This window comes from Photobacterium sp. S4TG1 (assembly GCF_036040035.1).
Classification (GTDB): Bacteria; Pseudomonadota; Gammaproteobacteria; order Enterobacterales; family Vibrionaceae; genus Photobacterium.
Map to the genome: position 1 here is coordinate 149,977 of NZ_JAYXUH010000006.1, position 25,786 is coordinate 175,762.

The 25,786-nt window shown below is 38.3% G+C and carries 21 protein-coding genes; 7 read left to right on the forward strand and 14 right to left on the reverse strand.

Features of this window, described 5'->3' with window-relative positions; translation table 11 throughout:
- Nucleotides 1-5: 5 nt before the first annotated feature.
- The 6 genes from VXS03_RS10095 to pepN all read right to left on the reverse strand — a co-directional run bounded on the left by VXS03_RS10095 (nt 6) and on the right by pepN (nt 8,548).
- Nucleotides 6-266 (reverse strand): glutaredoxin family protein, encoded by a 261-nt coding sequence (locus VXS03_RS10095; protein WP_327763578.1) that lies wholly within the window; start codon nt 264-266, stop codon nt 6-8.
- Nucleotides 267-2,405, reverse strand: coding sequence for a bifunctional 23S rRNA (guanine(2069)-N(7))-methyltransferase RlmK/23S rRNA (guanine(2445)-N(2))-methyltransferase RlmL (gene rlmKL / locus VXS03_RS10100; protein ID WP_327763579.1), 2,139 nt, complete (start codon nt 2,403-2,405; stop codon nt 267-269).
- A 920-nt stretch (nt 2,406-3,325) separates the two neighbouring features.
- The gene (locus tag VXS03_RS10105) at nt 3,326-3,868 is read right to left on the reverse strand and encodes a cell division protein ZapC (RefSeq protein ID WP_327763580.1); all 543 of its coding nucleotides are present in this window, start codon (nt 3,866-3,868) and stop codon (nt 3,326-3,328) included.
- A gap of 220 nt (nt 3,869-4,088) precedes the next feature.
- Complete coding sequence (gene pyrD, locus VXS03_RS10110) at nt 4,089-5,099, reverse strand: quinone-dependent dihydroorotate dehydrogenase (protein ID WP_327763581.1); 1,011 nt, start codon at nt 5,097-5,099, stop codon at nt 4,089-4,091.
- Between the two features lie 478 nt (nt 5,100-5,577).
- A complete protein-coding gene (locus VXS03_RS10115) occupies nt 5,578-5,796 on the reverse strand; it encodes a DUF2835 domain-containing protein (protein ID WP_327763582.1) in 219 nt (72 codons plus the stop codon).
- A 121-nt stretch (nt 5,797-5,917) separates the two neighbouring features.
- Nucleotides 5,918-8,548 carry an aminopeptidase N gene (pepN, locus tag VXS03_RS10120; protein WP_327763583.1) on the reverse strand — a complete coding sequence of 877 codons (2,631 nt, stop codon included), beginning with the start codon at nt 8,546-8,548 and terminating at the stop codon, nt 5,918-5,920.
- A gap of 378 nt (nt 8,549-8,926) precedes the next feature.
- On the opposite strand from pepN, the gene pncB reads away from it, so the two are divergent.
- Complete coding sequence (gene pncB, locus VXS03_RS10125) at nt 8,927-10,126, forward strand: nicotinate phosphoribosyltransferase (protein WP_327763584.1); 1,200 nt, start codon at nt 8,927-8,929, stop codon at nt 10,124-10,126.
- Nucleotides 10,127-10,231: 105 nt separating this feature from the next.
- Here the strand turns inward: pncB and VXS03_RS10130 are convergent, their stop codons facing one another.
- The 4 genes from VXS03_RS10130 to VXS03_RS10145 all read right to left on the reverse strand — a co-directional run bounded on the left by VXS03_RS10130 (nt 10,232) and on the right by VXS03_RS10145 (nt 14,357).
- Complete coding sequence (locus VXS03_RS10130) at nt 10,232-10,897, reverse strand: hypothetical protein (RefSeq protein WP_327763585.1); 666 nt, start codon at nt 10,895-10,897, stop codon at nt 10,232-10,234.
- Nucleotides 10,898-11,135: 238 nt separating this feature from the next.
- The gene (gene prc / locus VXS03_RS10135; protein ID WP_327763586.1) at nt 11,136-13,139 is read right to left on the reverse strand and encodes a carboxy terminal-processing peptidase; all 2,004 of its coding nucleotides are present in this window, start codon (nt 13,137-13,139) and stop codon (nt 11,136-11,138) included.
- Between the two features lie 17 nt (nt 13,140-13,156).
- Complete coding sequence (gene proQ / locus VXS03_RS10140; RefSeq protein WP_327763587.1) at nt 13,157-13,789, reverse strand: RNA chaperone ProQ; 633 nt, start codon at nt 13,787-13,789, stop codon at nt 13,157-13,159.
- Nucleotides 13,790-13,898: 109 nt separating this feature from the next.
- The gene (locus tag VXS03_RS10145) at nt 13,899-14,357 is read right to left on the reverse strand and encodes a GAF domain-containing protein (protein ID WP_327763588.1); all 459 of its coding nucleotides are present in this window, start codon (nt 14,355-14,357) and stop codon (nt 13,899-13,901) included.
- Between the two features lie 86 nt (nt 14,358-14,443).
- Between VXS03_RS10145 and VXS03_RS10150 the strand changes: the two genes are divergently transcribed.
- The 4 genes from VXS03_RS10150 (at nt 14,444) to rsmF (ending at nt 21,829) form a co-directional block, all read left to right on the forward strand.
- On the forward strand, nt 14,444-16,276 hold the full coding sequence (locus VXS03_RS10150) for an ABC transporter ATP-binding protein (protein ID WP_327763589.1): 1,833 nt from the start codon (nt 14,444-14,446) through the stop codon (nt 16,274-16,276).
- A 116-nt stretch (nt 16,277-16,392) separates the two neighbouring features.
- Nucleotides 16,393-17,589: a paraquat-inducible protein A gene (locus tag VXS03_RS10155; RefSeq protein WP_327763590.1), complete on the forward strand. Its 1,197-nt coding sequence runs from the start codon at nt 16,393-16,395 to the stop codon at nt 17,587-17,589.
- Nucleotides 17,570-20,197 carry an MlaD family protein gene (locus VXS03_RS10160; RefSeq protein ID WP_327763591.1) on the forward strand — a complete coding sequence of 876 codons (2,628 nt, stop codon included), beginning with the start codon at nt 17,570-17,572 and terminating at the stop codon, nt 20,195-20,197. The genes VXS03_RS10155 and VXS03_RS10160 overlap by 20 nt, the downstream gene beginning before the upstream one ends.
- A gap of 201 nt (nt 20,198-20,398) precedes the next feature.
- Nucleotides 20,399-21,829 carry a 16S rRNA (cytosine(1407)-C(5))-methyltransferase RsmF gene (rsmF, locus tag VXS03_RS10165; RefSeq protein WP_327763593.1) on the forward strand — a complete coding sequence of 477 codons (1,431 nt, stop codon included), beginning with the start codon at nt 20,399-20,401 and terminating at the stop codon, nt 21,827-21,829.
- A 302-nt stretch (nt 21,830-22,131) separates the two neighbouring features.
- Here rsmF and VXS03_RS10170 read toward each other — a convergent pair whose 3' ends face one another.
- Nucleotides 22,132-22,446, reverse strand: coding sequence for a DUF496 family protein (locus tag VXS03_RS10170; protein WP_080157478.1), 315 nt, complete (start codon nt 22,444-22,446; stop codon nt 22,132-22,134).
- Nucleotides 22,447-22,989: 543 nt separating this feature from the next.
- Here VXS03_RS10170 and cspE (VXS03_RS10175) point away from each other — a divergent pair.
- Entirely contained in the window at nt 22,990-23,199 is a 210-nt protein-coding gene (gene cspE, locus VXS03_RS10175) for a transcription antiterminator/RNA stability regulator CspE (RefSeq protein ID WP_080157479.1), read from the forward strand.
- Nucleotides 23,200-23,663: 464 nt separating this feature from the next.
- Nucleotides 23,664-23,873, forward strand: coding sequence for a transcription antiterminator/RNA stability regulator CspE (cspE, locus tag VXS03_RS10180; protein WP_080157481.1), 210 nt, complete (start codon nt 23,664-23,666; stop codon nt 23,871-23,873).
- Between the two features lie 76 nt (nt 23,874-23,949).
- Here cspE (VXS03_RS10180) and VXS03_RS10185 read toward each other — a convergent pair whose 3' ends face one another.
- The 3 genes from VXS03_RS10185 to VXS03_RS10195 form a co-directional block, all read right to left on the reverse strand.
- Nucleotides 23,950-24,411, reverse strand: coding sequence for a GNAT family N-acetyltransferase (locus VXS03_RS10185; protein WP_327763594.1), 462 nt, complete (start codon nt 24,409-24,411; stop codon nt 23,950-23,952).
- 91 nt (nt 24,412-24,502) lie between these two features.
- Nucleotides 24,503-25,075, reverse strand: a complete 573-nt coding sequence (gene efpL, locus VXS03_RS10190) for an elongation factor P-like protein EfpL (RefSeq protein ID WP_327763595.1) — start codon at nt 25,073-25,075, stop codon at nt 24,503-24,505.
- Nucleotides 25,076-25,283: 208 nt separating this feature from the next.
- A complete protein-coding gene (locus tag VXS03_RS10195; protein WP_327763596.1) occupies nt 25,284-25,700 on the reverse strand; it encodes a GNAT family N-acetyltransferase in 417 nt (138 codons plus the stop codon).
- Nucleotides 25,701-25,786: the final 86 nt, after the last annotated feature.

Here is a 25,786-nt window from a genome sequence, read left to right on the forward strand (position 1 = left end):
TTTTTTTAACCAAGCTCATTAGTAGTTAACCATGCTGTTAACCTATTCCGATCAAACGGCCAATGAAGTTCTGGCTTCGAAATAGTGTGATCATCATGATTTGAAATTGAGAGTACGGGTATTGTTACACCGTAACGAGAGAATAAAGCATCGTCAAAGGCAATATCAACGATGCTTACTTGATGTTGCACACCCATCTCCACCAGCAAACTATAAGCTTGCTCGCAGAGATGACATCCTTGTGTGCTATAAAGTGTGATTAACACTTAGTCTTCCTTGTGAGTGATAATCCAACAGTTATGGATTTGCTTATTCTTAGCGAAATCAAGTGGTAAAGTCTTATCTGAAATATTCTTAGCTTGTAGGCCAAGTTCAGTCAGTTTTTCAAGATCCATCTTGAAGTGACGCTTATTGTTAGAGAATACAATCTGTCCTTCTGGACGCAGCATACGCTTTAAGTTTTCCATCAACATGATGTGATCACGTTCAATGTCAAACGTCTGCTTCATACGCTTAGAGTTTGAGAACGTTGGTGGATCGATAAAAATCAGATCAAACGTATCATCAACTTCTTGTAGCCACTGTAAACAGTCAGCTTGAACAAACTCATGTTGATCACCTACTTGGTTATTAAGCTCCATGTTCTCTTGAGCCCAACGCAAGTAAGTATTCGACATATCAACCGTTGTTGTCGACTTAGCACCGCCGACTGCTGCATGAACCGTTGCAGAACCAGTGTAAGCAAACAAGTTAAGGAAATCTTTACCTGCTGCCATTTTACCTAGCATACGACGCGTAATGCGGTGATCTAAGAATAAACCAGTATCAAGGTAATCATAAAGATTTACTTTAAACTTAATACCGTATTCATCCACTGTCATGTGACGTTCTGCACTTGATAGCTTTTGGTATTGATTACGGCCTTTTTGACGCTCACGCACTTTTAAAATAACTTTATTTGGCTCAACACCTGTTACTTCAATCGTGGCACGTAATACATCCATAATACGACGACGCGCTGTTTCTTCAGAAACCGTCTTGGGTGCCGCGTATTCTTGAATGATCAAATAATCATTGTATTTATCAATAGCGGCATTGTAGTTAGGAAGATCCGCATCGTAAATACGGTAACACTCAACGCCTTCACGTTTAGCCCACTTACCTAACTTAGCAATATTCTTCTTTAAACGGTTGGCAAAATCAGGTGCTACGTCTTCTTGAACAATAACGCCTTCTTTTTCGCCGTCTTCTTTCTTAACACTACCTGCCGTAATTAAGTATGTTTTAAGTACACAATCTAATGCACCGTTACTTAATTTAAATTGTTTGTCAGCACGCATACGCATACAGCTTAACAATTCATTTGAACCTGAGTAGATAGCCGCAACTGAACCTTCAAAAGCCAGCTTTAAGCGATTACCAAACTCTTTGTACAATGAGATAAGTTCAGATGTTGTACCTAAACGCTCACCGTAAGGAGGGTTACAAAGAATGATGCCAGTATCAAAACCTTCTGGGCGAATCAGTTGTGTTGCATCACCATAGGCAAAATCAATCAAACTCTTCACACCAGCACGACCTGCGTTATCACGAGCAATCGCTAATACACGTTGATCCATTTCACGACCAAAGAACTTAGTCGTTACTTTTGATGGTCCACGACGCGCTTTTACTGTCGCTTCAGCATGAATTTCTAACCATGCTTCTTTGTCAAAGTCTTTAATTGACTCAAAACCCCAACGCTTACGTTTAAGGCCTGGTGCAATTTCAGCAGCCATCATAGCGGCTTCAATGACTAACGTACCAGAACCACACATTGGATCTAACAATGCTATTTCTGGTGTCCAACCGCTTTTCATAACTAAAGCTGCAGCATGAGTTTCACGAAGAGGAGCACGACCAGCTTCGCTACGGTAACCACGTTGGTGTAAACCGCTGCCTGCCATATCTAGGCCAAGGATACCTTTCTCACCAGACAGACGCATATGAATACGTAAATCTGGATTTTCACGATCGATATTAGGGCGACGAAGATCCGCTTTAGTAAAACGGTCAACAATCGCATCTTTGATTTTCATCGCACCGTATTGGCTATTACGGATTTCACGGTTAGTACCATTGAAATCAACCACAATACGGGTATTGCTATCAAAGTGGCTCATCCAATTAATCGCCGTTGCACCTAAGTATAAGTCCATATCATCACGGACATTAAACTCACTCAACACTTGGATGATTCGAGAGGAAATACGTGTCCATAGACAGCAACGATAAGCCATTGCTTGATCTGCTTTAAAACGGACACCGGCATGCACAACTTGAATGTTTTGTGCACCTAATTGTTCTAGTTCATCCGCAAGCAAGTTTTCTAGGCCGCGGGAAGTAATCGCTAAATATTGATTCATGGCGTTCTTTTCACACTAATATTGCGTCGAATTATAACTGAAATCACATTAAATACCTCGCTTTTACCTCAATCAATTTCCTTATTAGATGAAAAAAACAACCTTTGTTAACTGATAAGCCTTTCCACCTCACTTTTTGAACATAAATTCAGCGCATATTTTTACTAGCAAGTCATTTGTCTTATGATAAGCATCATTGAATACGTATAGAAACAATATAGCCAAATATTGCTACCTGTCATCACCAAAACCAAGGTTGAATCCATTGTTTTCAAATATAAACAATAGATAAACCATTAATTAATAATAAAAAAATATAGATAAACTCTTAACTTTACAATGAGTGTCGCGCAAAACAAAAACCAAACACTAACCTTTTAACTGGTATTTGGAATAATTGGAATAACCAAATGCACTATTTTATAATCAGGGTATTGGTGCCTTCAAAATAAGGAAATTAGCAGATAATAAGTGAGGTTATTAGCTGTAATATTGGTAAGATTATTCGTATTTAAGTGTGCCTGATTTGCTTATTATTTAGGCTGCAATGTTTATTTTTTTGAGATTGATCACATAGTTAATGATACCCATATCACTTTTTTGTCGCAATTTACTTAAAACCACCAGCACAATAACAAGACAAAAGGTCAAATGTAGACAAGACTATTTAAGCAGATAGATAAGTCTATATAGGTCGATTAAGGAATATTGGTTGTGATGGTACTAAATTGATTACAATGATAAGCAGACAGAAAGGCACTAGTACGATAGAAATAAAGCGAAAGTGTAATCGAGATTTGTTCGTATGGAAGAAGGAAGTATATTACGCGCAAGGGTAATGCTTAAAGATTAGGGACTGGTGATGAATAAACCTAAACACCATTTACGAACCTAAATGGAGAAGAATGGAAAACTATTCCCTACCCTACTAAAGCAAAGTTCATTGGTTTAGCGTCTAAATAAGATGTCATTCGATTATTCATTACGCGGATCGTATCAGAAAAGTTCATTACCTTATTATTATCTAATGCCATTGGTGTTACATCAGCTAACATACAAAGGCTTGAATTGCCGTCATTTTCAACCACAATAAATCGAGCACACCCATGATCCGTTTGTAGTATAACCACTTCTCCCCAATGAGGATCAGCTCCTATTTGCGGCGTAAAAAACCAACTTTTAGCCATTATAGGTTTTTGAAAACGATACGTTGCTACGGCATTTAATGCTAATTCAGATTTACGCGCTTCAGAAAGTGTTAGCTCATCCATGCCTTCTTTAAACGCTTGATAAGCCGCTACATCGGTTACCGTAAAGACTTGCTTTGATGTTGATCTGGCCTCTTCAACTAATTTTTTGGTTGGTATAGAAACACAAAATAATAATTCATTGCCAAGATCAAGTATCAGCGTATTACGTTGCATATCAAACCGCCAGTGCCAAGAATTGTTTGGAGTTAGCATGATTCCCTCACTCTCTTACTCTATATCAACGATTGTAGACAAAATTTTACGTCACAGATGAAAAATTAAAAGGGGAAAAATAATGACAATAATTCCCCTGAAATTATGCAGTTTTATTATTTTTTTTATTCGTAGATACAAAAAAGCCAAATTGAATGCATGATCCAATTTGGCTCCAATAATAATCTTATGATAGATGAACGATGGCTAGCTATTTATATTAAAGACCGTTAACAATGTCTTTTACTAAACGTGGGCCATGGTAAATAAAGCCAGTATAAACTTGAACCAATTGCGCACCTGCTTGAATTTTTTCACGAGCAGCCATTGCAGAGTCAATACCACCGACACCAATAATCGGCAATGCGCCATTCAACGCAATAGCCATTTTACGAATAACTTCAGTACTCTTATTTTGCAATGGGCGACCACTTAGCCCTCCCATTTCATCGCAATGATCCATACCTTCAACTAAGGTACGATCTAATGTAGTGTTAGTACCAATAACACCATCGATATTGTTACGAATGAGTGATTCACAAACTTGAACTATTTCTTGATCATCAAGATCAGGCGCGATCTTAAGTGCTAACGGTACATACTTGCCATGTAATTCAGCTAGCTCAGTTTGTGTTTGTTTTAGTTGTGATAATAAATCATCTAATGCTTCGCCATATTGTAGCGAACGTAATCCTGGTGTATTTGGCGATGAGATGTTGACTGCAATATAACCTGCATACTGATAAACTTTTTCCATACAGATTAAATAGTCTTCAGCACCCTTTTCAATCGGTGTATCTTTATTCTTACCGATGTTAATGCCAATCACACCGTCGTAATTTGATTTCTTTACATTTTCAACCAAATTATCAACGCCTAGGTTATTAAAACCAAAACGGTTAATAATGCCTTCAGCTGGAATTAAACGAAATAAACGTGGTTTATCATTACCCGACTGAGGGCGAGGTGTTACTGTACCAACTTCAACAAAACCAAATCCCATTGCGCCAAATGCATCAATACATTCGCCATTCTTATCTAGGCCAGCCGCTAAACCGACAGGATTTCTAAACGTAATACCCATAACTTCAACAGGACGCTCAGGAACATGTTGACGATAGAAGAGATCAAGTGGAGTGCCAGTAAAGCGAGAAAAATTCTGAATAGCGAGGTCGTGTGCTTTTTCTGCATCCAACTGGAAAATAGCGGATCGTGCGATGCGATATAACATTATAACTCCATTAAAAATCCCGTATAAACGGGGTGGTATTATTCACAGTTATAAGGCTAAATACAATCCCTATTCTTTTGATTATTATCAATAAAACATGGACTTATATTTTATATCAATATTTACAATAGCTTATAAGCGGCATTAGTTTCAAATAATTACCCTTAAAAGCAAACGTTTTCGTGATGTGAGGTAAAACAAACCACATAAGAACATTTACCTTACATAACAATCACTAATTAATACATTTCATTTACGATAAACCTGTTATTTAAGGCCGTCATTTTTTATATATAACCACAACTCAGTATTTTCTTATTAGTCATTATTGCTATCATTTCACCTTATTTAATAGAAAAACAGCCATCAATGATGGTATTTCAGGTGTAGTAAATAATGCCAACGTTGTAAAATAGCATGCAATAACATTATTATTGTCCATTATGAGTAACCGCTGAAAATAAATTTAAAAACACAGCTAAAGGCGTTCGATAGTCTCAAGTTTATTATCATTGGTAACCACTACACGAAATTTCCCGGTAATACCAGCATGAGTTAAAAAACGCCGTAACCTTATCGCAGGTAGTTGAAGCTTTAAGCCAGTATCCGTTAAAACCACCACACTACTGGCGGCACCTGAATAATGTTGCTGAAAAAGGGTGTAACTCATATCAATCGTAAATGTAAAGCTGCGCATAGCTAATTATCCATTCGTTGTGATATCAAATCGGTTAAAACAATAAGATAAAATAAAAGCCAGTGACTATTATCAATCAGTCACTGGCTTTCGCTTACCATCATATTAGATCATCAATAACTTATTTTTGATCTAACGCTTTCTGTACTTTTTCAAATAGGTCTTTAGCTAGATTATCCATCGCTGCTAATTTTTCTAGTTGCTCGCGCATCAATTGTTGGCGGCTAGCATCATATTGACGCAGTTTAAGTAAAGGCTCAATCAAACGAGCCGCTACTTGTGGGTTACTGGTGTTTAGAATCGTTAATATTTCAGTTAAAAACGCATAACCAGAACCATCTTTAGCATGGAAATGGACTGGGTTATTAGCACTAAAACCAGCAACTAAACTACGAGTACGGTTAGGGTTTTTCAAGCTAAATGTCGGATGGTTCATTGTCTGACGTACATTTTCTAATGCATCTGCCGCAGGATTGGTGCCTTGCAACATAAACCATTTATCCATCACTAAGCCATCATGGCTCCATTTATCACTGAAATCAGCCACTTGCTCTGCACGACAATCAAGTTGCGCATTATTGGCTGCCGACATTGCGGCCATCGTATCTGTCATATTGTCAGCAACTTTATATTGCGCAGCTACTAATGCATTACCTTGTGCGGTAAATGCTAAATATGACAAACATTTATTACGCAGTGCGCGTTGTGCCATTGCGGTATGATCTAAGCTATAACTACCTTGCGTTAAGCTGTGATAAATCGCACTAAACTCATCTTCCATTTCAGACGCAAGTAACTGGGTAAATGCACCCACAACTTGATTGATCGCATCAACGTCAACAGTTGTATACCAGCCTGCAATTTCATTTTCACTTGGCAGTGTTAGCATCTCAGCAATAAAAGCAGGATCAAGGTTTTCATCCAGTAATGCGCCACGGAACGCATCAATAACAGCATCAGGTAACGTTACACTGTGACCTTGTTGTACTTGGGCTACATTTTGACGAATATATTTAGCTAATAGCATTTGTCCTGCATCCCAACGAGCAAATTCATTCGATGCATTAACCATTAAGAAAATTAACTCATCATCAGTGTAATCATATTCTAAGATCACTGGTGCTGAGAATTCACGTAGCATCGAAATCACTGGCTGCTCTGTCACATTTTCAAATACAAATGTTTGCTCAGCTTCTTTTACATCAAGTACGTTATGTACTATTTCACCATTGATTTGTAAGGCAATCACTTCACCTTTGCTATTGTATAGCTCAATATCAAACGGAATATGCAGTGGCTGCTTTTCTACTTGCTCTGCGGTTGCGGGGGTTTGCTGCTTAATAGTGACAGCGTAACTCTTCGCTGATGCATCATACGCAGTTGAAACACTAACAACTGGTGTACCTGCTTGGCTATACCAGCGACGGAAACTACTTAAATCAATCCCAGAAGCATCTTCCATCGCTTGTGCAAAATCATCACAGGTTGCTGCTGTACCATCATGGCGGTCAAAGTATAGCTTCATGCCCGCTTGGAAATTTGCTTCACCCAATAAAGTATGTAGCATACGGATCACTTCACTGCCCTTTTCATACACAGTTAATGTGTAGAAGTTATTCATTTGAATGACTTTTTCAGGACGAATTGGATGAGACATTGGGCCACGATCTTCAGCAAATTGTGGACCACGAACAATACGCACATTAGCAATACGGTTAACAGGTCGAGAGCCTAAATCTGAAGAAAACTCTTGATCACGGAAAACGGTTAGGCCTTCTTTTAAACTTAATTGAAACCAATCACGACAAGTAACACGGTTACCTGTCCAGTTATGAAAATACTCATGACCAATGACAGCTTCAATACCTTGATAGTCAGTATCTGTTGCGGTATTTGGATTTGCTAATACAAACTTAGAGTTAAAGACATTGAGACCTTTATTCTCCATTGCACCCATATTAAAGAAATCAACCGCCACAATCATGTAAATATCTAGATCGTATTCAAGACCGAAACGTTCTTCATCCCACTTCATGGAATTCTTCAATGATGTCATTGCATAATCAGCACGATCAAGATTGCCTTTATCGACAAAAATTTCTAGTGCAACATCACGTCCACTCATAGTGGTGAATGTGTCACGCAATACATCAAAATCACCAGCAACAAGTGCAAATAAGTACGATGGTTTAGGGAATGGGTCTTGCCACTGTACCCAATGACGGCCATTATCAAGCTCACCTTCCGCAATTCGATTACCATTACTTAGCATGTAAGGAAAAGCGGCTTTGTCTGCAATAATTTTAGTAGTAAAACGTGCTAAAACATCAGGGCGATCTAAATAGAACGTAATGCGGCGGAAACCTTCAGCTTCACACTGAGTACAAAAACCACCGCCAGACTTATATAGACCTTCAAGTAGCGTATTCGCTTCAGGATTAATTTCAGTCGTAATTGCCAATTCAAAATCAGCAGGAAGATTAGTTAACGTCAAATGCCCTGATTGCTGGTGGTAATCCTGCCAATCTTGGCCATTAATAGCTACGCTAATCAATGTTAAATCATCGCCATCTAACACTAAATCTGCATTCGCTTCGTCACTAAGACGTACAACATGACTAATAGCAACAACGGTTGTTTTAGTATCATGAAGGTCAAATGTCAGATCGATATCAGTAATGGTGTAGTCAGGCGAGCGATAGTCTGAACGATATTTTGCCGCAGGTTGAGTCACTGTAGAATGTTCTGTCATTATTTTTATATCCTTTATGATTGCTCAGAGCGCTAGCCACGAGCGACCGATTAATGTTGACTGTTATATTTTAATATTGTGTCACCAATAACACTTTTCAAGCATGACTTAACCGACAATATTTATAATTTTAAACGTAATCGTTTCCGTGTTTTACTCGTGATACACGTTGAGATGATTAATGCAACAGTCACAATGAGTAAACTTGATATTCCTTGACGTAGTTCACCTCTTAGGTCACAATCTCACACCAGTTAAATAGTTTAGTTATTTATTTACTAAACCTTATAAACCATGTCCAAGACATTGAATTTAAAGATCCTATAATTATAAAAATAAATTCTTTAAGTTTATTAATTTGAGTATCTACTACCAGGTATGAATAATAACAGACACAATATTGGGGTTATCGACTCCCTGCTTGATACTGATGCTTATAAATTGCATATGCAACAAGCAGTTTTTCATCAATACCCAGGCGTTGAAGCTGTGGCTGAGTTTCATTGCCGTAGCGAAGAAGATTTACGTCCTTACGCTGCTGAAATTCAAGCACAAATTGATCACATTGCGACCTTATCTTTCACCCAAGGTGAACTCGATTTCTTATCGACTCTGACTTTTTTCCATACTGATTACCTTGCATTTTTAAAAAATTTCAAACTAAATGCTAATGATGTTGAAATTGATACTTCAGGTGATCAACTCGCGATTACGATTCGTGGCACGTGGCTTGATGTCATTTTATGGGAAGTACCACTACTTGCCATTATCTGCGAAACGCGCTGTAAACATCTTTATCCACAAGCAACAGCAGCCGTTGCTATTGAACAATTAAAAACTAAAATTGACCGTTTTTATCATGATGCGAAAGACTGTGATTTAAGCCAATTTGCATTAGTTGATTTTGGTACGCGTCGTCGTTTTTCAAAAGATGTTCATCACCATGTCGTTGATTATCTTAAAGATAATATGCCTGAATTCAAAGGTACGTCAAATTACTACTTAGCCTACACTCGTGGATTAACTCCTGTAGGCACTCAAGCACATGAATGGTTCCAAGCACATCAACAACTGTCTGGTGAATTGGCTGATTCTCAACAATTAGCACTTAACCGTTGGTTACAAGAATATCCATATGATTTAGGTATAGCATTAACAGACTGTATCAATATGGATGCTTTCTTACGTGATTTCGATCAGCGTCTTTCTGAGCGTTTTATTGGTTTGCGTCATGACAGTGGCGACCCTATTTCTTGGGGTGAAAAAGCCATTGCACACTATCAAGATTTAGGTATTGATCCAAAAACAAAGTCATTAGTATTTTCTGATAGCCTCACTCTTGATAAGGCATTAGTTATTTACAAACATTTTAATGATCGTATTAATGTTAGCTTTGGTATTGGTACACAACTTACTTGTGATCTGCCTAATGTAAAAACACTGAATGTCGTGTTAAAACTAACAGAATGTGAAGGTCGCCCTGTCGCTAAGATATCGGACGAACCTGGTAAAAGTATTTGTCGTGATGAAAACTACCTTGATCAATTGCGCACAGCATTCCAGTTAGTTAACGAATAATAATCGACTGACGATTCTTAATAATATTCAATAAAAAGAGCGAACAAGTAATTGTCCGCTCTTTTTTTTCATAATAATAATAATTAATGCTTTTCACTATTTACATCAGTCTCGATTTAATACCGCTTCCATTCCAAAATGTTTATTCGTTAACGTTAAGGTATTATGGCCATTCAGTACAAACCGACTATCATGTTGCCCTTCTTCATATAACAATACAATTTGATCATCTTCTAAATAATATACACCACGGTGTTCTTTCTTTTTACCTGCAAGATTGGAGATCTCAGCAGAGAATAAAAAGTCTGGTCGTAGAGATAATGTAAACTCAGAAATATTGTCAGCAACATCTTGGCCTGAAATATCTTTTGTGCTCCAATTTCCAGCTAAATGCTCAGGTGCTAATTTAGTAAACTGAGCTCCATCAAGAACAAACCGATTATAACTTAGTAAATAAGTATGAATCTGATCATCTTCACCCGCGGAAATAAAAGTGATATTAGTATCATCAATATCATATCCACCAGTCCATTGTTCAACTTGACCATCTATACGTAATAAGCGCATTGCAAATTGATAATCTGATTTGAACATGACATGCATTGCACGATACCGTTCGCCATCACTTTCAATACCTTCTTGTTTATCACTAAACCAATACCAATTACCTAATAAAAAAGGATAGTCAAATTCAGTAATATCATCAGCAACAGAATGAAAACTAAACAAGCTCAAGATAAATAACCAGAAAAAATAAAACGTCTTCATCATACGCATTTCCCCTTGATGAATATTTTAGCTTTTGTATTGCCTCTTCAAGCTGCAGAGGTCATATACTAAAGCTAGTTGGGAAACCTAATTTTCGATGAAAAATATGCGCAATATCACACTTTGTGATTTAATTTATCTCAATAATAAGACACAAAAACTACGATCAAAAAAAAGCGCTCCTAAGGAGCGCTTTAATAATAGAGACATCAACACGATAATGTCGTTCCGTTAATCATTATTACGATTGTTTTTGATCACTAAAATCAGCCGTTATCGCGACAGCTTCATCAAGATAAACATCTGGCGCTTCATAATCTTTTGGCACCGCATCCAAATCAGCAAAAGGCTTTTTACCTAATACTTTTTGACGTTTATTTAAGCGGGCTAAACGATCTGAATCTTCTTTATCTTGCTCGGCTACACGTGTCTTTTCATTCAATGAAATCGTATTGATATCTTTTTCCTTTTTATAGGTCAAAATATCTTCATTGATAAAACCAAACTCCATATTATTTTTGATACGGGCTTGGTGATCAGCTGTTAGTATCGGTACAAGCGTATTGTAATTATGTAACTTCTTATAACCTGCAGGCTTTATACTATCCCAAGGTAATGCATTATCTTCAACACTCTCTCCTGTTTCAGCAGGATCAATAGCTGAAGGAAAAGAAATATCAGGCACAACACCTAGATTCTGAGTACTTCCACCATTAATACGGTAGAATTTTTGAATAGTATATTGAACATGGCCTAATGGTTTATCGAATAAATCATACAGATGATTTAATGACCGGTGTTGTTGCACCGTACCTTTACCAAAAGATTGTTCACCTAAAACAATAGCACGTCCGTAATCTTGCATAGCAGCCGCAAAAATTTCTGAAGCTGATGCGCTATAACGGTTAATTAATACGGTTAATGGTCCATCAAAAGAAATTTGATCGTCTGAATCACCATTAACTTTAATTCGACCATAACTATCACGCACTTGCACTACAGGCCCACTTGTAATAAAGAGTCCTGTCAATGCTGTCGCTTCAGTTAATGCGCCACCGCCATTATTACGTAAGTCGATCACAACACCATCAACTTTCTGATCGTTTAATTTAACCAGTTCTTTTTTGGTGTCTTCTGATAGTCCCACATAAAAGCTTGGAATTTCAAGCACACCAATTTTTTTACCATCGACAGTTTTCACTTCCGACTTCGCTGCACGATCTTCAAGACGAATCTTGTCGCGTACAATAGTTACGGTGTAACTCTTTGCATTATTGCCTTCAGGTAGTATATCCAGAATAACCTTACTGCCTTTAGGCCCTTTGATTAACTGAACAACATCGTCAAGACGCCAACCAATAACATCAACAACTTTCTTGCCTTCTTGACCTACGCCAATAATGCGATCACCTGCTGTGATTTTTTTCGAGCTCGCCGCTGGTCCACCAGCAACTAAAGAACGAATTTTGGTATAGTCATCTTCAACCTGCAATACTGCACCAATTCCTTCTAATGACAGATTCATCTCTGCCTGAAATTGTTCAGCATTACGCGGCGATAAGTAACTTGTATGTGGATCGACCTCACGTGAAAAAGCATTCATATATAGCTGAAATACATCTTCACTGTGTGTTTGTGTTAAACGTTTAATCGCATTGTTATAGCGTTTAGTTAACGTCTTTTGAATTTCAGGCCACTTCTTTCCTGTAAGCTTAAGATTTAGCGCATCATATTTAACGCGCTGTCGCCAAATCTCATTCAGTTCAGTATTGTCTTTTGGCCATTCAAGCTCTGAACGATCAATAACAAAATCATCTTTACCATCGAATTTGATTTCTGTATTTAATTGCGTAAGTGCAAATTGATACCGTTCAAAACGACGTTGAAGGACTTTATTAAAAATATCAAACGCAGCTGATGTATTCCCTGATTTCAGTTGATCATCTAACTGGCTTTTCCATTTACCAAACTGTTTGACATCTGTTGCGTTAAGAAAGCTTTTATTATAATCAAGCATTTCAATATAACGATTGAATACTTGTCCAGAAAACTGATCATCAAGTGTAAAATGCTTATAGTGAGAACGCATATAACGCGAAGCCACTCTAGTGCTCGCCGTTGCATGCTGCTTTTCAGAAGCAAGATGCGGCACATCACTTAATGAATACTTAGCCTCAGCGGCTTGAACCGAAGCTGCTAGTACCATGCCAGCAGCTATCAGTGAGAAACGGAATCGACAATTCATGTGTCGCGCATTCTCCTTTATGAACGCAAGTGCTCCGCTTTAACAGCCATTACTAGGCCATTATTTAAACGAACTCGCACATCGTCCTTGTTAATTTCAACAATAGTCGCAGGCATGTTACCTGAACCCATGTTCACTTGAACATTTTTGCCTACAATTACTTCATCAGCATTAAGCGCACGTGTTGTCTCTACAGGCTTCTTTTTAATAGTAGCTGTTTTTGGCTTAGTGTTGTTAGATTTAACTGTTTTTGCTCGTGTTTTTTTAGCATCGCCTTCTTTAGCCGCTTTTGCAATTGCTTGCTCTTTACGACGAGTACGGACTTTAGCTTTACTTTCTTCTAAAGCTTTAAGCGCATGATCAACGTGCTCTTGCTCTAGAACATCGCAATCATTACCATCTAGATCAACACGGTTCACACCCGCTTTAACACCGTGAAGGTAACGCCAAGAAGATGTGTATTGACGTAAAGCTGTACGTAACTGAGTCTTGCTTACTTTTGGATCTTCATTAAGACGCTCTGCAAGGTCTTGGAAGATGCCAATTTTAAGTGGCTTAGCTTCACCTTCAACAGTGAAACATTTTGGGAAACGCTCAGCGATGTATGCAATAACTTCTTTACTGTTCGTTAACTTTTCAGAGTTTTCCATGGAGTTTCCTGACATAAACGAGGATTGCTCGTTATTTGTGCTTTGTTCAAAAAGAAATAGTGCTGCTATTATAATTACCTAACGCGGAAAAACCACCGAAAGCATGAAATTAGAGTACTTTTTGTAGTGCTTCTACGAAAGAAACTAGACCTTGTTCATCATTTTGGTCAAATCTTGACAAATTTGGGCTATCAATATCCAGCACACCGATTAATTTTCCTTTCACTGTAAGCGGAATAACGATTTCTGAATTACTTGTAGCATCACAAGCAATATGCCCAGGGAAAGTATGTACATCAGCAATACGTTGTACTTTATTCTCAGAAATCGCGGTACCGCACACACCTCGCCCAACCGGAATGCGAACACACGCGGGATTTCCTTGGAATGGACCTAAGACTAATTGGTCTTGTTTAAGTAAATAAAACCCAACCCAATTAATTTGTTCTAACTCCATATTTAATAACGCACTAATATTAGACATATTAGCAATAAGATCTGTTTCACCTTCAATCAACGCCAATGCCTGTTGGGTGAGACGATTATAAAAAGCGGTTGTATTTTCCATAGCTTACTCCGTATATAGCCGTTAGAATAGCAAGAATAAAATTGATAATAGGAATTATTCTCACAGTGAAAGATAAGAACCATCTTATGATTAATTGGTCCTGGTTGCTACAACAAGCGACATTACATAAACCAAGATTAGTTGTTGCGAACATTATTGCGGTTATCGCCACCTTAATCAGTGTGCCTATTCCACTTTTAATGCCACTGATGGTGGATGAAGTTTTATTGAATAAACCAGGAGAAGGCATCACTTATCTTAACGCCCTTCTACCTTCGGCTTGGCACAATGCAACGGGATATATTTTACTAGTACTAGTCTTAGTTGTATTAATGCGCACAGCTAGTCAGGCGTTGAATATACTGCAAAGTAGACAATTTACATTAGTATCAAAAGATATAACCTATAACTTACGCCAACATTTATTGGATAAATTAGGCCGTATAAGTATGCGTCAGTATGAAGAACGTGGTAGTGGCGGTATTAGTTCCCACCTCATTACTGATGTCGAGACGATTGATAAATTCGTTGGTGATACATTAAGCCGCTTTATTATTGGGCTACTTACCGTTGTCGGTACTGCTGGCGTTCTATTATGGCTAGATTGGAAGCTTGGGCTTTTCATTTTGATCATCAACCCTATTGTTGTCTATGCATCCAAGCTAATGGGAAGCCGCGTTAAAAACTTAAAACGCAAAGAAAATCAATCTTACGAAAAATTTCAACACCACTTAATTGAAGTTTTAGATGGCTTGTACCAATTACGTGCCTCTAATCGTGAACGTGATTTCTTAGACCAATTAAAAGGTAATGCCAGTGATATTCGTCACAGTGCAGATAAATATGCATGGCAATCAGAAGCTGCTGGCCGTATTTCCTTCCTATTATTCTTAATCGGATTTGAAATATTTCGTGCTGCCGCCATGCTGATGGTGTTATTTAGTAATTTAACCATTGGTGAAATGTTAGCTGTCTTTAGTTATCTATGGTTTATGTTAGGACCAATTCAAGAATTATTGGGTATTCAATTCGCTTGGTATGGTGCAGCAGCTGCTATGCAACGTCTCAATACCTTATTAGCCTTGGAAGAAGAAGTTCGTCCCCCCGCTACGGTTTACCCTTTTAATAGCGAGGAAACTATTGCAATTAACATTCGTGACTTACATTTTTCTTATGATAACGATAAAGAAGTGCTGTGCGGTTTGAATCTTGATATTCCAGCAGGGAAACGGGTGGCTTTGGTGGGTGCCTCTGGCGGTGGTAAATCAACCTTAATTCAGCTGCTATTAGGTATTTATCAAAAAAGCAGTGGTGATATTTTAATAAACAATCATCCTATTGAAGCCGTTAGCTATGAAGCCTTACGTGAAAAAATGGCAGTGGTGTTACAGCAGCCCGTGTTATTTAATGAAACGTTACGTCATAACTTAACCCTTGGCGCATCATTTAGTGATGAAGAACTATGGCAAGCGTTAGATATTGCTCAGCTTACTGATGTAACAGAACGTTTGACCCACGGTTTAGAGACTGAAATTGGTCGTCAAGGTATTCGCTTATCAGGAGGACAACGCCAACGATTAGCTATTGCCCGTATGGTATTGACCAATCCTGAATTTGTTATTCTTGATGAAGCAACATCAGCGTTAGACACTGCCACAGAAGCGGCACTACATACAGCGCTTAATGGCTTTTTGAAAAACAAAACCACGCTTATTGTTGCTCATCGTTTATCTGCAGTAAAACAAGCTGACATTATTTATGTGCTGGAAGATGGTTTAGTCAGTCAATCAGGAACGCACTTAGAGTTAGTCAATACACAAGGACTATATCAGACACTTTATGGCTCAATTCAGTCAGCAGAAGGCCCGTCTCATCATATCGATTCTCACGAAGCAGTAGCCAGCATCAGCGCAAAATAATATAGTGTGCATCAATCGGCGTTCATTGAGAGTATTCAACGTTTGTATAAACAAGGGATAACTCGTCACTCAATGAGCGCTTTTGTGCACCTAATTACAAAAGGAAGAAACGCACCATGTCGAAGGCTCGACGCTGCCCAGGCTGCGATTTACTTGTGCTGCCCGAAACGGCAACGCAAGGACACAGTGCCTATTGCCCACGTTGTCATACTCGACTCTATCGCGGTGGTATTGCACATTTTAATGCAGAATTAGCGCTTGCGGTTGCTTGTCTTATTATTTATATCCCCACTATTAGTTTACCGCTAATTACCATTCGGCTGGTTGGCCAAATGATTCCAGCAACACTCGCATCTGGAACACTCGCCCTTGCACCAACGTTTCCTGCGGTTGCGATATTAATTCTTTTTTGTAGTGCCATTGCTCCATTATTACTGATCAGCGCTGTGTTAAGTGCGCAGTTCTCATTACGGTTTCGACACTTTCGTATTTTTAAAGTATCACTATGGATTCTGTCCCATTTAAAACAATGGACAATGCTAGAAGTCTTTTTAGTGAGTTTGGCTATTTCATGTTTTAAAGTACAAGAGGTAGCAGAAATTTATGTTGGCGTGGGCTTATACTGCTTAATCAGTATGCAAATACTATTATCAGTATTACTAACTAAGATCAGCGTTCGTCGTTATTGGGATGCATGGCAACCAGAAGATGAACATATCAGTGATAAGCTTGATACCGTTTGTCACTGTTGCCAATTAACCCAAGAAGCATTACCTAATTGCCGCCGTTGCAACAGCCATTTAGATCATCGAATTCCTAAGTCATTGCAAAAAACATGGGCTTACCTAATTACAGCAAGTATTTTCATTTTGCCAGCAAACCTTTACCCTATTTCTATCTTTATGAATAATGGTAAGCGTATTGAAGATACTATTTTTTCGGGAGTCGCTGGGCTAGTAAAAACAGGAATGACAGGCATTGCCATCATAATCTTTGTGGCTAGTATTGTTGTTCCCGTCGCTAAAATCATTGGACTAGCATATATATTGTTATGCATTCAATTTAAACAGCAACGCCACCGCTTACAACGAATGCGTATTTTTAGAATAGTGCATTGGATTGGCAAATGGTCGGTCATGGATCTTTTTGTTATCGCGATTATGGTTGCGTTAATCGATCGTGGACAAATTCTTGATTTTACACCAGGACCTGGCGCAATCGCTTTTGCCATGGTCGTTATCTTAACAATGTTAGCTGCTGAGAGCTTAGATTCTCGTCTAATCTGGGACAAATATGAACAACGAACCAAATAATACTCAACCACAACAGGTTAATATTCGCCGTGATCGCGGCTTATCTCCTCTGTGGTTATTACCTCTTCTCGCCATTATTGTTGCCGGCTGGTTATTATATAAAGCCATTAATGAAGGTGGTGAGCGTATTCAAATTCATTTTAATGATGCTGTCGGTTTAGTTGCTGGCCGTACAACCATTCGCTATCAAGGCTTAGAAGTGGGCATCGTTCGCGATGTAACATTGTCAAAAGATCTTAAAAGCATTTATGTTTCCGCTGATATTTATCCTGAAGCGGTCAAAACATTGCACACACATACTCAATTTTGGCTCGTTAAACCCAAAGCATCCATTACAGGTATTTCAGGGTTAGATGCCCTTGTATCGGGTAATTATATTGCCCTTCAACCCGGCGCAGGTGAATTTGCAACCAAGTTTACTGCACTAGAAAACCAACCCGCGAACTTACCTGCACACAATGGCTTAACACTACAATTAAAAGCCCCTAATTTAGGCTCATTGAGTATTGGATCTCAAATCTTCTATAAAAAAATCCCAGTTGGTGAAATCTATAACTACACATTAAGTGCCAATAAAAAAGAAGTATTAATAGACGCACTCATCAAGCCTCGTTACGCCAACCTCGTAACGAATAAAAGCCGCTTTTGGAATGTCAGTGGCGTCAATGCCAACATTGGTTTTAATGGTGTTGATGTTCAATTTGAAAGTCTATCGGCACTCATTGCAGGGGCTATTGCCTTTGATTCACCAGATGAAGGCAAACCTATTGATGAAGGACATTTATTTAATCTCTACCCTGACATTAATACCGCAGGCCGAGGTATTGCGATCACAGTTACTTTGCCAGATAACAATGATGTGAGCAATTCCAGTGCACCTATCATGTATCGAGGCCTTCAAATAGGTAAAATTTCTGATTTAAAATTGGATGAGAAAACCAATAAAATTGTCGCCCACGCTGCAATTGAACCGAGCATGAGTGATTTACTCAACAGTGGATCTCGACTATTACTTGAAGAAGCACAAGTCTCACTGTCTGGTGTTAAAAATATTGGCAACCTTGTACGTGGTAACTACCTACGCTTAATTCCCGGAGAAGGTAAAAAAACCCGTCACTTTACGGCTATCACCCAAAACACACTTGAAGAACAACAGCCTGGCGTTGCTGTATTCTCTCTTTTTGCAGACAAGAGTTATGGCATCAAGTCAGGAACAACCTTGCGTTATCGTGGCATTGATGTTGGCCATATTACTGCCGTAAAACTTGATGGTGATCAGGTTAGATTTGATGCTTTAGTTCAACCTCAATATACCCATTTAGTTCGCTCTCATAGTCGTTTCTTTATTGATGGTGGCATTGAAGCTAATATCAGTAACAAAGGTGTTGATGTTTCCATTCCCGCAGCAGATCAACTAATAAGCAGTGCAATAAGCTTTACTGCTAGTGGTAAACCTGGCATTAAAAAGCATTATTCACTATTTAAAAATAGACACTTAGCTAAGCTTGCAGATGAAAAATTAAAAGGATTTACGACGCTTACATTAGTCGCGAAAGACTTACCTCCTATTTCTGAAGGTAGCCCTGTACTTTATCGTAATCTACAAGTGGGTGAAATCACCAGTTTTTCACTTACGACATCAGGGGTTGAAATTAAACTCAACATTCAGAAGCAATACCGCCATTTAATCGACAATAACACCGTCTTTTGGAACCGTTCAGGGGTTGAAGTTGAAGCTGGACTTAACGGCGTAAAGATCAAAGCTGACCCACTCTCAACCCTCTTAAAAGGTGGCATTGCCTTTGATTCAATCAAAGGAGTGGTTAATCGTTCAGGAAATGATTATAAGCTTTACTCAAGTTTGAATGATGCTCAACATTTTGGCGTTATGATCACATTAACCGCTGATGATGCTCGTTCAATCTCATCATCAACCGCAATAAAATACCAAGGCGTAATCATTGGTAAAGTAGATAACATCAAACCAAATTTTGATCATAATAATGTAACCGTTGAAGCGCGCTTATTCCCTCAATATGCCAATATCGTTGCGCGTAAAGATAGCTATTTTTGGGTAGTTAAGCCAAAAATCAGTTTAAGTGGCAGTGAAAACTTAGACTCGTTATTAAGCTCATATATTGCCGTACAACCCGGTAACGGTGTTAGTGCTCATCGCTTTAAATTAGGCTCAGCTGAATTATTTGATGCAGGAAAAACATTTATTCTTGAAAGCGAAGAACGCGGCTCGGTCAGTGAAGGGACACCGCTACTTTACCGCGACATTCAAGTTGGACAAGTTATTAATGTCGCTTTAGGTGCGTTAGCAGATCGCGTTTTAATCACAGTTCAAATCGAACAAAAATATCGTCATCTTGTTCGTACTAATAGCGTCTTCTGGAATGCTTCAGGTCTAAATGTCGATGTAGGCATTACAGGCGCCAAAGTAAAAGCAGGAACATTTGATAGCTTATTACGCGGTGGAATTTCATTTGCAACGCCAGCAACACAACCCTTGGCTCCACAAGCCAAACAGGGCAAGCACTTTTTGCTTAATAAAGAAGTGAATCCACAATGGGTAAACTGGCGTACGGCTATTCCAGCTAAATAATCATATAGGCCGCTAATAAAAAGGAGCATCTAATGCTCCTTTTTTGATCGCTTAACGCAAATAAATACGGTTTTTGTTCACAATATAAAAATGACAATCCTTCCTTACCTATAACAGACTTAGAAGCATAGATAGCTGATATATATTTGTTCCTATTTAGTATAGAATCCCGATATTGCTAGTTTGACAGAGAGTGCTACCTTGCATCCAAATATCTATATCCCTGACGCTTTTATTGATCTCATCAAGCATACAATGCCAGAAAACCTGAGTATTGATGAATTTATTAGCTGTTGTAAAACGCCGTTACGTCGTAGCATTCGCGTTAATACACTTAAAATAAGTGTGGCCGATTTTCTTACTCGCGTTGCTGATAAAGATTGGACGTTAACCCCTGTTCCTTGGTGTGATACGGGCTTTTGGATCAAACGTGAGGATGAAGAAAGCGTTTCATTAGGTAATACTGCCGAACATATGGCTGGACTGTTTTATATTCAAGAAGCCAGTTCAATGATGCCGGTTACTGCTTTACTTGATAACAATGATGCCCTTGATTGCGTGCTTGATATGGCATCAGCGCCAGGTTCTAAAACAACTCAAATAGCGTGTGCAATGCAAAACCAAGGCGCATTAGTGGCAAATGAACTTGCTGCAAGCCGTATTAAAGTATTACATGCAAACCTACAGCGTTGTGGCGTCCATAACGTGGCTTTAACGCATTTTGATGGCTGTGTATTCGGTACGTGGGCACCAGAAGCATTTGACTCTATCTTGCTCGATGCACCCTGTTCAGGTGAAGGGGCAATTCGCAAAGACGATGATGCTATGGCTAACTGGAGTCTTGAATCCATCGATGAAATTGCCGCAGTACAACGCAAATTAATTGTTAGTGCATTCCAAGCATTAAAACCAGGCGGCGTTATGGTGTATTCAACCTGTACCCTTAACCAGCGTGAAAACCAAGAAGTCTGTCATTACCTAAAAGAAACCTTTGGTGATGCCGTTGAATTTGAGTCTTTAGAACATTTATTTGAAGGCGCACCCAAAGCATTAACGACTGAAGGCTTCTTACACGTTTATCCTCAGGTTTTTGACAGTGAAGGCTTCTTTGTTGCACGGATTCGTAAACATGCTTCCGTTGACACCGATCCAGTTAAAAAACGGATGGGCAAATTCCCATTTACTCAAGTTAAAGCCGATGAACAACAACTGATTGCTGAACAACTCAATACCGATCTTAATATCACGTTATCAACCAACAGTGATATTTGGCTACGTGATAAAGAAGTGTGGCTATTCCCGTCACAAATTAAACCATTAATTGGTGAAATTCGCTTCCAACGTATCGGTATTAAGCTTGCTGAACAACATAAGAAAGGTTATCGCTGGCAGCATGAAGCGATCATGACACTGGCGACAGGTCAAGAATCCGTTGTTATCGCATTAACCGCAGCACAAGCTAAAGAGTGGTTTATGGGACGAGATATTCGCCCTGAAGACTTAACAGGTAAAGGTGAAGTTATTGTCACTTACCGTGATTACCCTATTGGCATCGGTAAATGGGTTGGAAATCGAATTAAAAATGGTTTACCTCGCGAATTAGTACGCGATACTAACTTGTTTGATATCTAATTTTATTCAATGCGCCAAAGTTAACCACCCGTTTATTGATGAAATAAGCAATAGCTCGTTATAAAAACTGGAAAATCGTCAAAGCTAAACTAATATTGATAGTGTAATCAAATTCCAGACATAACCAGTTAGCGCAAGGCTCATTAGTGAGCCATTCCCCTAAGCCCGACACAGGAATCGTTTCGGGCTCTTTTTATGCCTTGTCATTATTCGCTTACTCTTACCTAAACATTGCCATAAAAAATAAACAAAAAAAACCTGAGCATAATAGCCCAGGTCTTTATTAGCCTACATACATAAAATTAGTTATGTTTGTGTGCTGTAATTTCTGCTTTTTTAAGGTCTTTAACGTTTTTGCTAACGTCACGACGCTCTTTAGATAGCTCAGCACTGATGATGATATGATCATCAACACGATCTTCGTAATCACCTTTCATGTTTTCGATGATTTCTAAAATTTGATCGTGACTCATATCTGGTTTGATATAATCCAGCATGTTTTCTAGTAATTCTACACGCTTACGGTTATCACGAATTTTACGATCGTTATCTAGAATCTCGCGTTTAAGTTTATTTTTACGGCGAGTCTGACGAACAAGTTCAAGGATGTTGTTCATGTTTTGTCCTTAGTCTGAAAATAAAGCCTTGTGAAACTGATTTAATGCTAATAATTAGGAAAAATGCACTTCCTAGTACATAACCGTCGAGTCTCAGTTTTTTTCTAAAATCGTTATAACAGAAAATCTGCTGTAAACTCAAGTAATACCCGCAGATTATCATCTAGATGGTGCGTTAACATACGCTCAAAGATTTTTCCTTGTCTAAATTATGCCCTTTATTATTTAAGTGTGCTTTGATTTCGTTCAAGAAACATTTGAGATAATTACCAATAAAGAAGACATAGAGATGAACAACCGAAGAAATAATGATGACACTTTAATAATTACGTTTTCTTTATAAAAAATAACCAATTTGATTTGCAAATCACCGATCTCCACCTAATCTTCATAGTAGACCAGTACTTATTTACAATTAAAGCAATCTGAACAAGGATATCTTCGCTGTCATCTTCATGATCAGCAACAGAGTTCAACACTCAAATCGCTCCGTAATCAAATATTGGCTATAACGTGTGATGAATAGATTGATCAGGAGACAACATGTCAAAAGCAACAGGTACCGTTAAGTGGTTTAACGAAGAGAAAGGGTTTGGTTTTATCACTCAAGATGACGGCGGTGCTGATGTATTTGTACACTTCCGTGCGATTAGTGGTGATGGCTTTAAAACCCTAGCTGAAGGCCAGAAAGTATCTTACGAAACAGAACAAGGTCCTAAAGGTCTTCAAGCGGCAAACGTTGAAAGAGTCTAGTAAAGTAACCTTGAACAATATTAAACAAAGGGCTCATTGGGCCCTTTTTCTATTTCAGTTATATTATACAACTTCGAAAAACCATAAAGATCTTCGATACCACCGTATAAATGCAAGCTTAGTAAACGCTAATACTGTTTGATATATAATAAAAAACGAATTTGATTTCTATTCTGTACCCCCTACCACAATAAGCAATCAACAGCATAAAAATTCAACAAGCTATTTTGTTAAAGGGGTCACATTATTGGTTTGTTCTTACAAGAGAAACTTGCCCTTTTAAAGTGAAAATGGCCTAATACTCATGGTTTTATTAAAGGCCTATTTATGCAACAAATTGAAAGAGAAAACTTCGATACACTGTTCAAATATTCACAGTTGTCCTGAAGCGCTTCATTATTCTTTTGTACATAAGTAAAACAGCGTAATGTGCGCTACTAATTTATTTTTTCAGGAGACATAACATGTCTAAAGCAACTGGTATCGTTAAGTGGTTCAACGATGAGAAAGGTTTCGGTTTTATCACTCAAGACAATGGCGGCGCTGACGTATTCGTTCACTTCCGTGCTATTACTGGTGAAGGCTTCAAATCTCTAGCTGAAGGTCAAAAAGTTTCTTTTGACGTTGAGCAAGGCCAAAAAGGTCCTCAAGCTGCTAACGTTGAGCGCGTTTAATTTTTCAACGAACAGTTGAAAGAAGTAAAGGGTATCTAAGATACCCTTTTTTATAACTATTTTTTATACCTGCAGATCACACAGCCACGCACACCATTTTCACTCGAGGTTGATCAAAACCAAAATAATCGCTTTCTTGTTCTACATCCGTAAAACCGAGCTGTTGATACAGTTTTTTAGCATGATTATTCGGATGTACCGTTAGCCACAACTTTTCACATCCAGTTAGTGCCACCATCGCTTCTTGCATTAGTTTCTTACCCACCCCACGTCCCTGTACGCTAGCATCGACAGCTAATGCTAATATCCACCCTTCTGTCATCTTTAACGACATACTATTAAACTGAGGCGCACACAGCACATAGCCAACAACATTATCTTGTTCGCGAGCAACTAATAAGCCAGCCGGCCAACAATCATAAGCTTGACGAATAAAAAAATCAGGATAGCAATTATCACCAAATAGCCGCTGTTCTAGCTGATACACTGCGTGTATTTCTTCTTTTTTAGCAACGCCTATTGTCATTGTCTTAGCCACATTATTCCCTATGCATTATGTTTGTAGTGAGTATAAAAAAGCCAGCGTCGAATAAACGACACTGGCTTTATAAAGTAATAATAACTAAATATTATTTATCAGCACGGCTCATGAACTTATGTTCAGCTGTGTTAATTTTAATTTTTTCGCCATTTGCAATGTACTCAGGAACTTGAACTACAAGACCTGTAGATAATGTTGCAGGCTTAGTACGAGCACTTGCAGATGCGCCTTTAATTGACGGATCTGTTTCAACAATTGTTAGTTCTACTGTTGCTGGTAGTTCTAATGCAACAGGTGCACCATCTACAGTCAATACTTCAATACCTTTAGTATCTTCATTGATGAACAATAACTCTTCAGCAATTGCTTCTTTAGTGAAAGTGTATGGAGTGTAATCTTCATCATCCATAAACACATATTCTTCACCATCGATGTATGAAAAAGATGCTTTTTGACGACGGAAATCAGCCAATGTAATCATTTCATCAGCTTTAAAGCTAACATCTGATTTTGAGCCCGTTGCAACATCATAAATACGCATACGGTACAGACTTGCGCCTGCACGACCACTAGGCGTTAGCTTAGTAATTTCTTTAACTAAAGCTACTTTACCGTTAAGTTCAATAGCAGCAAATTTTTTAATATCACTAGCCTTTGGCATGATCATTATTCCAAAAATAAATAGTGGTGAGAAATTACACCAAGATACAGATTTATAGCAAGTAATATGATAGTCCAATCTCTATTTTTTTACATTGATCTACTAACATGGTCAATAGATAGACAAGACAATAATCAGATCTTCTTATTACTCACTTATTATGACTTTATATAGCGTACACCGCATAACAATCAATAGAACCGTTATTTTAAGGTAAGACTAACTCACTTATATCGGTTAATACCCACGTACTACTCTGTTCCTTAAAACCAATTTTAGAATAATACCCTGCGGCTTCTGACGCGGATGATGAAACAATCTTACAGCTCTCAGCCACAGATTCTGCTGTTACTAAAACAAGATATTTACCAATACCCATCGATTGCACACTTTCATCAACCGCAAGGTCAGATAAATAGCAGCAAGCATAGAAATCTGTCATTGAACGCGCTAAACCTACAAGTTGCCCATCAACCCATGCCGTCACAATTAAATTACTATTGCTTAATAGACCCTGCACAACCGCTTCATTAACCGGTAAAGGTGCAATAAATGTGGTTTTATTCATTAACTCGATGTATTGATCTACTGTGATTGGATGATTAACTTTATAATCGATTTCCATTTTAACCCTTTAACGCTGACGCTATCTATAGCAAGAATACTACACTAGATTATGATTATGGCGCGTGAATATCAGCAATTTATTTA

Excerpts from the sequence above, each read along its gene's own strand:
- rlmKL (WP_327763579.1), bottom strand. The coding sequence starts at position 2,405 with ATGAATCAATATTTAGCGATTACTTCCCGCGGCCTAGAAAACTTGCTT.
- VXS03_RS10105 (WP_327763580.1), bottom strand. The coding sequence starts at position 3,868 with ATGCTAACTCCAAACAATTCTTGGCACTGGCGGTTTGATATGCAACGT.
- pyrD (WP_327763581.1), bottom strand. The coding sequence starts at position 5,099 with ATGTTATATCGCATCGCACGATCCGCTATTTTCCAGTTGGATGCAGAA.
- VXS03_RS10115 (WP_327763582.1), bottom strand. The coding sequence starts at position 5,796 with ATGCGCAGCTTTACATTTACGATTGATATGAGTTACACCCTTTTTCAG.
- pepN (WP_327763583.1), bottom strand. The coding sequence starts at position 8,548 with ATGACAGAACATTCTACAGTGACTCAACCTGCGGCAAAATATCGTTCA.
- pncB (WP_327763584.1), top strand. The coding sequence starts at position 8,927 with ATGAATAATAACAGACACAATATTGGGGTTATCGACTCCCTGCTTGAT.
- VXS03_RS10130 (WP_327763585.1), bottom strand. The coding sequence starts at position 10,897 with ATGATGAAGACGTTTTATTTTTTCTGGTTATTTATCTTGAGCTTGTTT.
- prc (WP_327763586.1), bottom strand. The coding sequence starts at position 13,139 with ATGAATTGTCGATTCCGTTTCTCACTGATAGCTGCTGGCATGGTACTA.
- proQ (WP_327763587.1), bottom strand. The coding sequence starts at position 13,789 with ATGGAAAACTCTGAAAAGTTAACGAACAGTAAAGAAGTTATTGCATAC.
- VXS03_RS10145 (WP_327763588.1), bottom strand. The coding sequence starts at position 14,357 with ATGGAAAATACAACCGCTTTTTATAATCGTCTCACCCAACAGGCATTG.
- VXS03_RS10150 (WP_327763589.1), top strand. The coding sequence starts at position 14,444 with ATGATTAATTGGTCCTGGTTGCTACAACAAGCGACATTACATAAACCA.
- VXS03_RS10155 (WP_327763590.1), top strand. The coding sequence starts at position 16,393 with ATGTCGAAGGCTCGACGCTGCCCAGGCTGCGATTTACTTGTGCTGCCC.
- VXS03_RS10160 (WP_327763591.1), top strand. The coding sequence starts at position 17,570 with ATGAACAACGAACCAAATAATACTCAACCACAACAGGTTAATATTCGC.
- VXS03_RS10170 (WP_080157478.1), bottom strand. The coding sequence starts at position 22,446 with ATGAACAACATCCTTGAACTTGTTCGTCAGACTCGCCGTAAAAATAAA.
- cspE (WP_080157479.1), top strand. The coding sequence starts at position 22,990 with ATGTCAAAAGCAACAGGTACCGTTAAGTGGTTTAACGAAGAGAAAGGG.
- cspE (WP_080157481.1), top strand. The coding sequence starts at position 23,664 with ATGTCTAAAGCAACTGGTATCGTTAAGTGGTTCAACGATGAGAAAGGT.
- efpL (WP_327763595.1), bottom strand. The coding sequence starts at position 25,075 with ATGCCAAAGGCTAGTGATATTAAAAAATTTGCTGCTATTGAACTTAAC.
- VXS03_RS10195 (WP_327763596.1), bottom strand. The coding sequence starts at position 25,700 with ATGGAAATCGATTATAAAGTTAATCATCCAATCACAGTAGATCAATAC.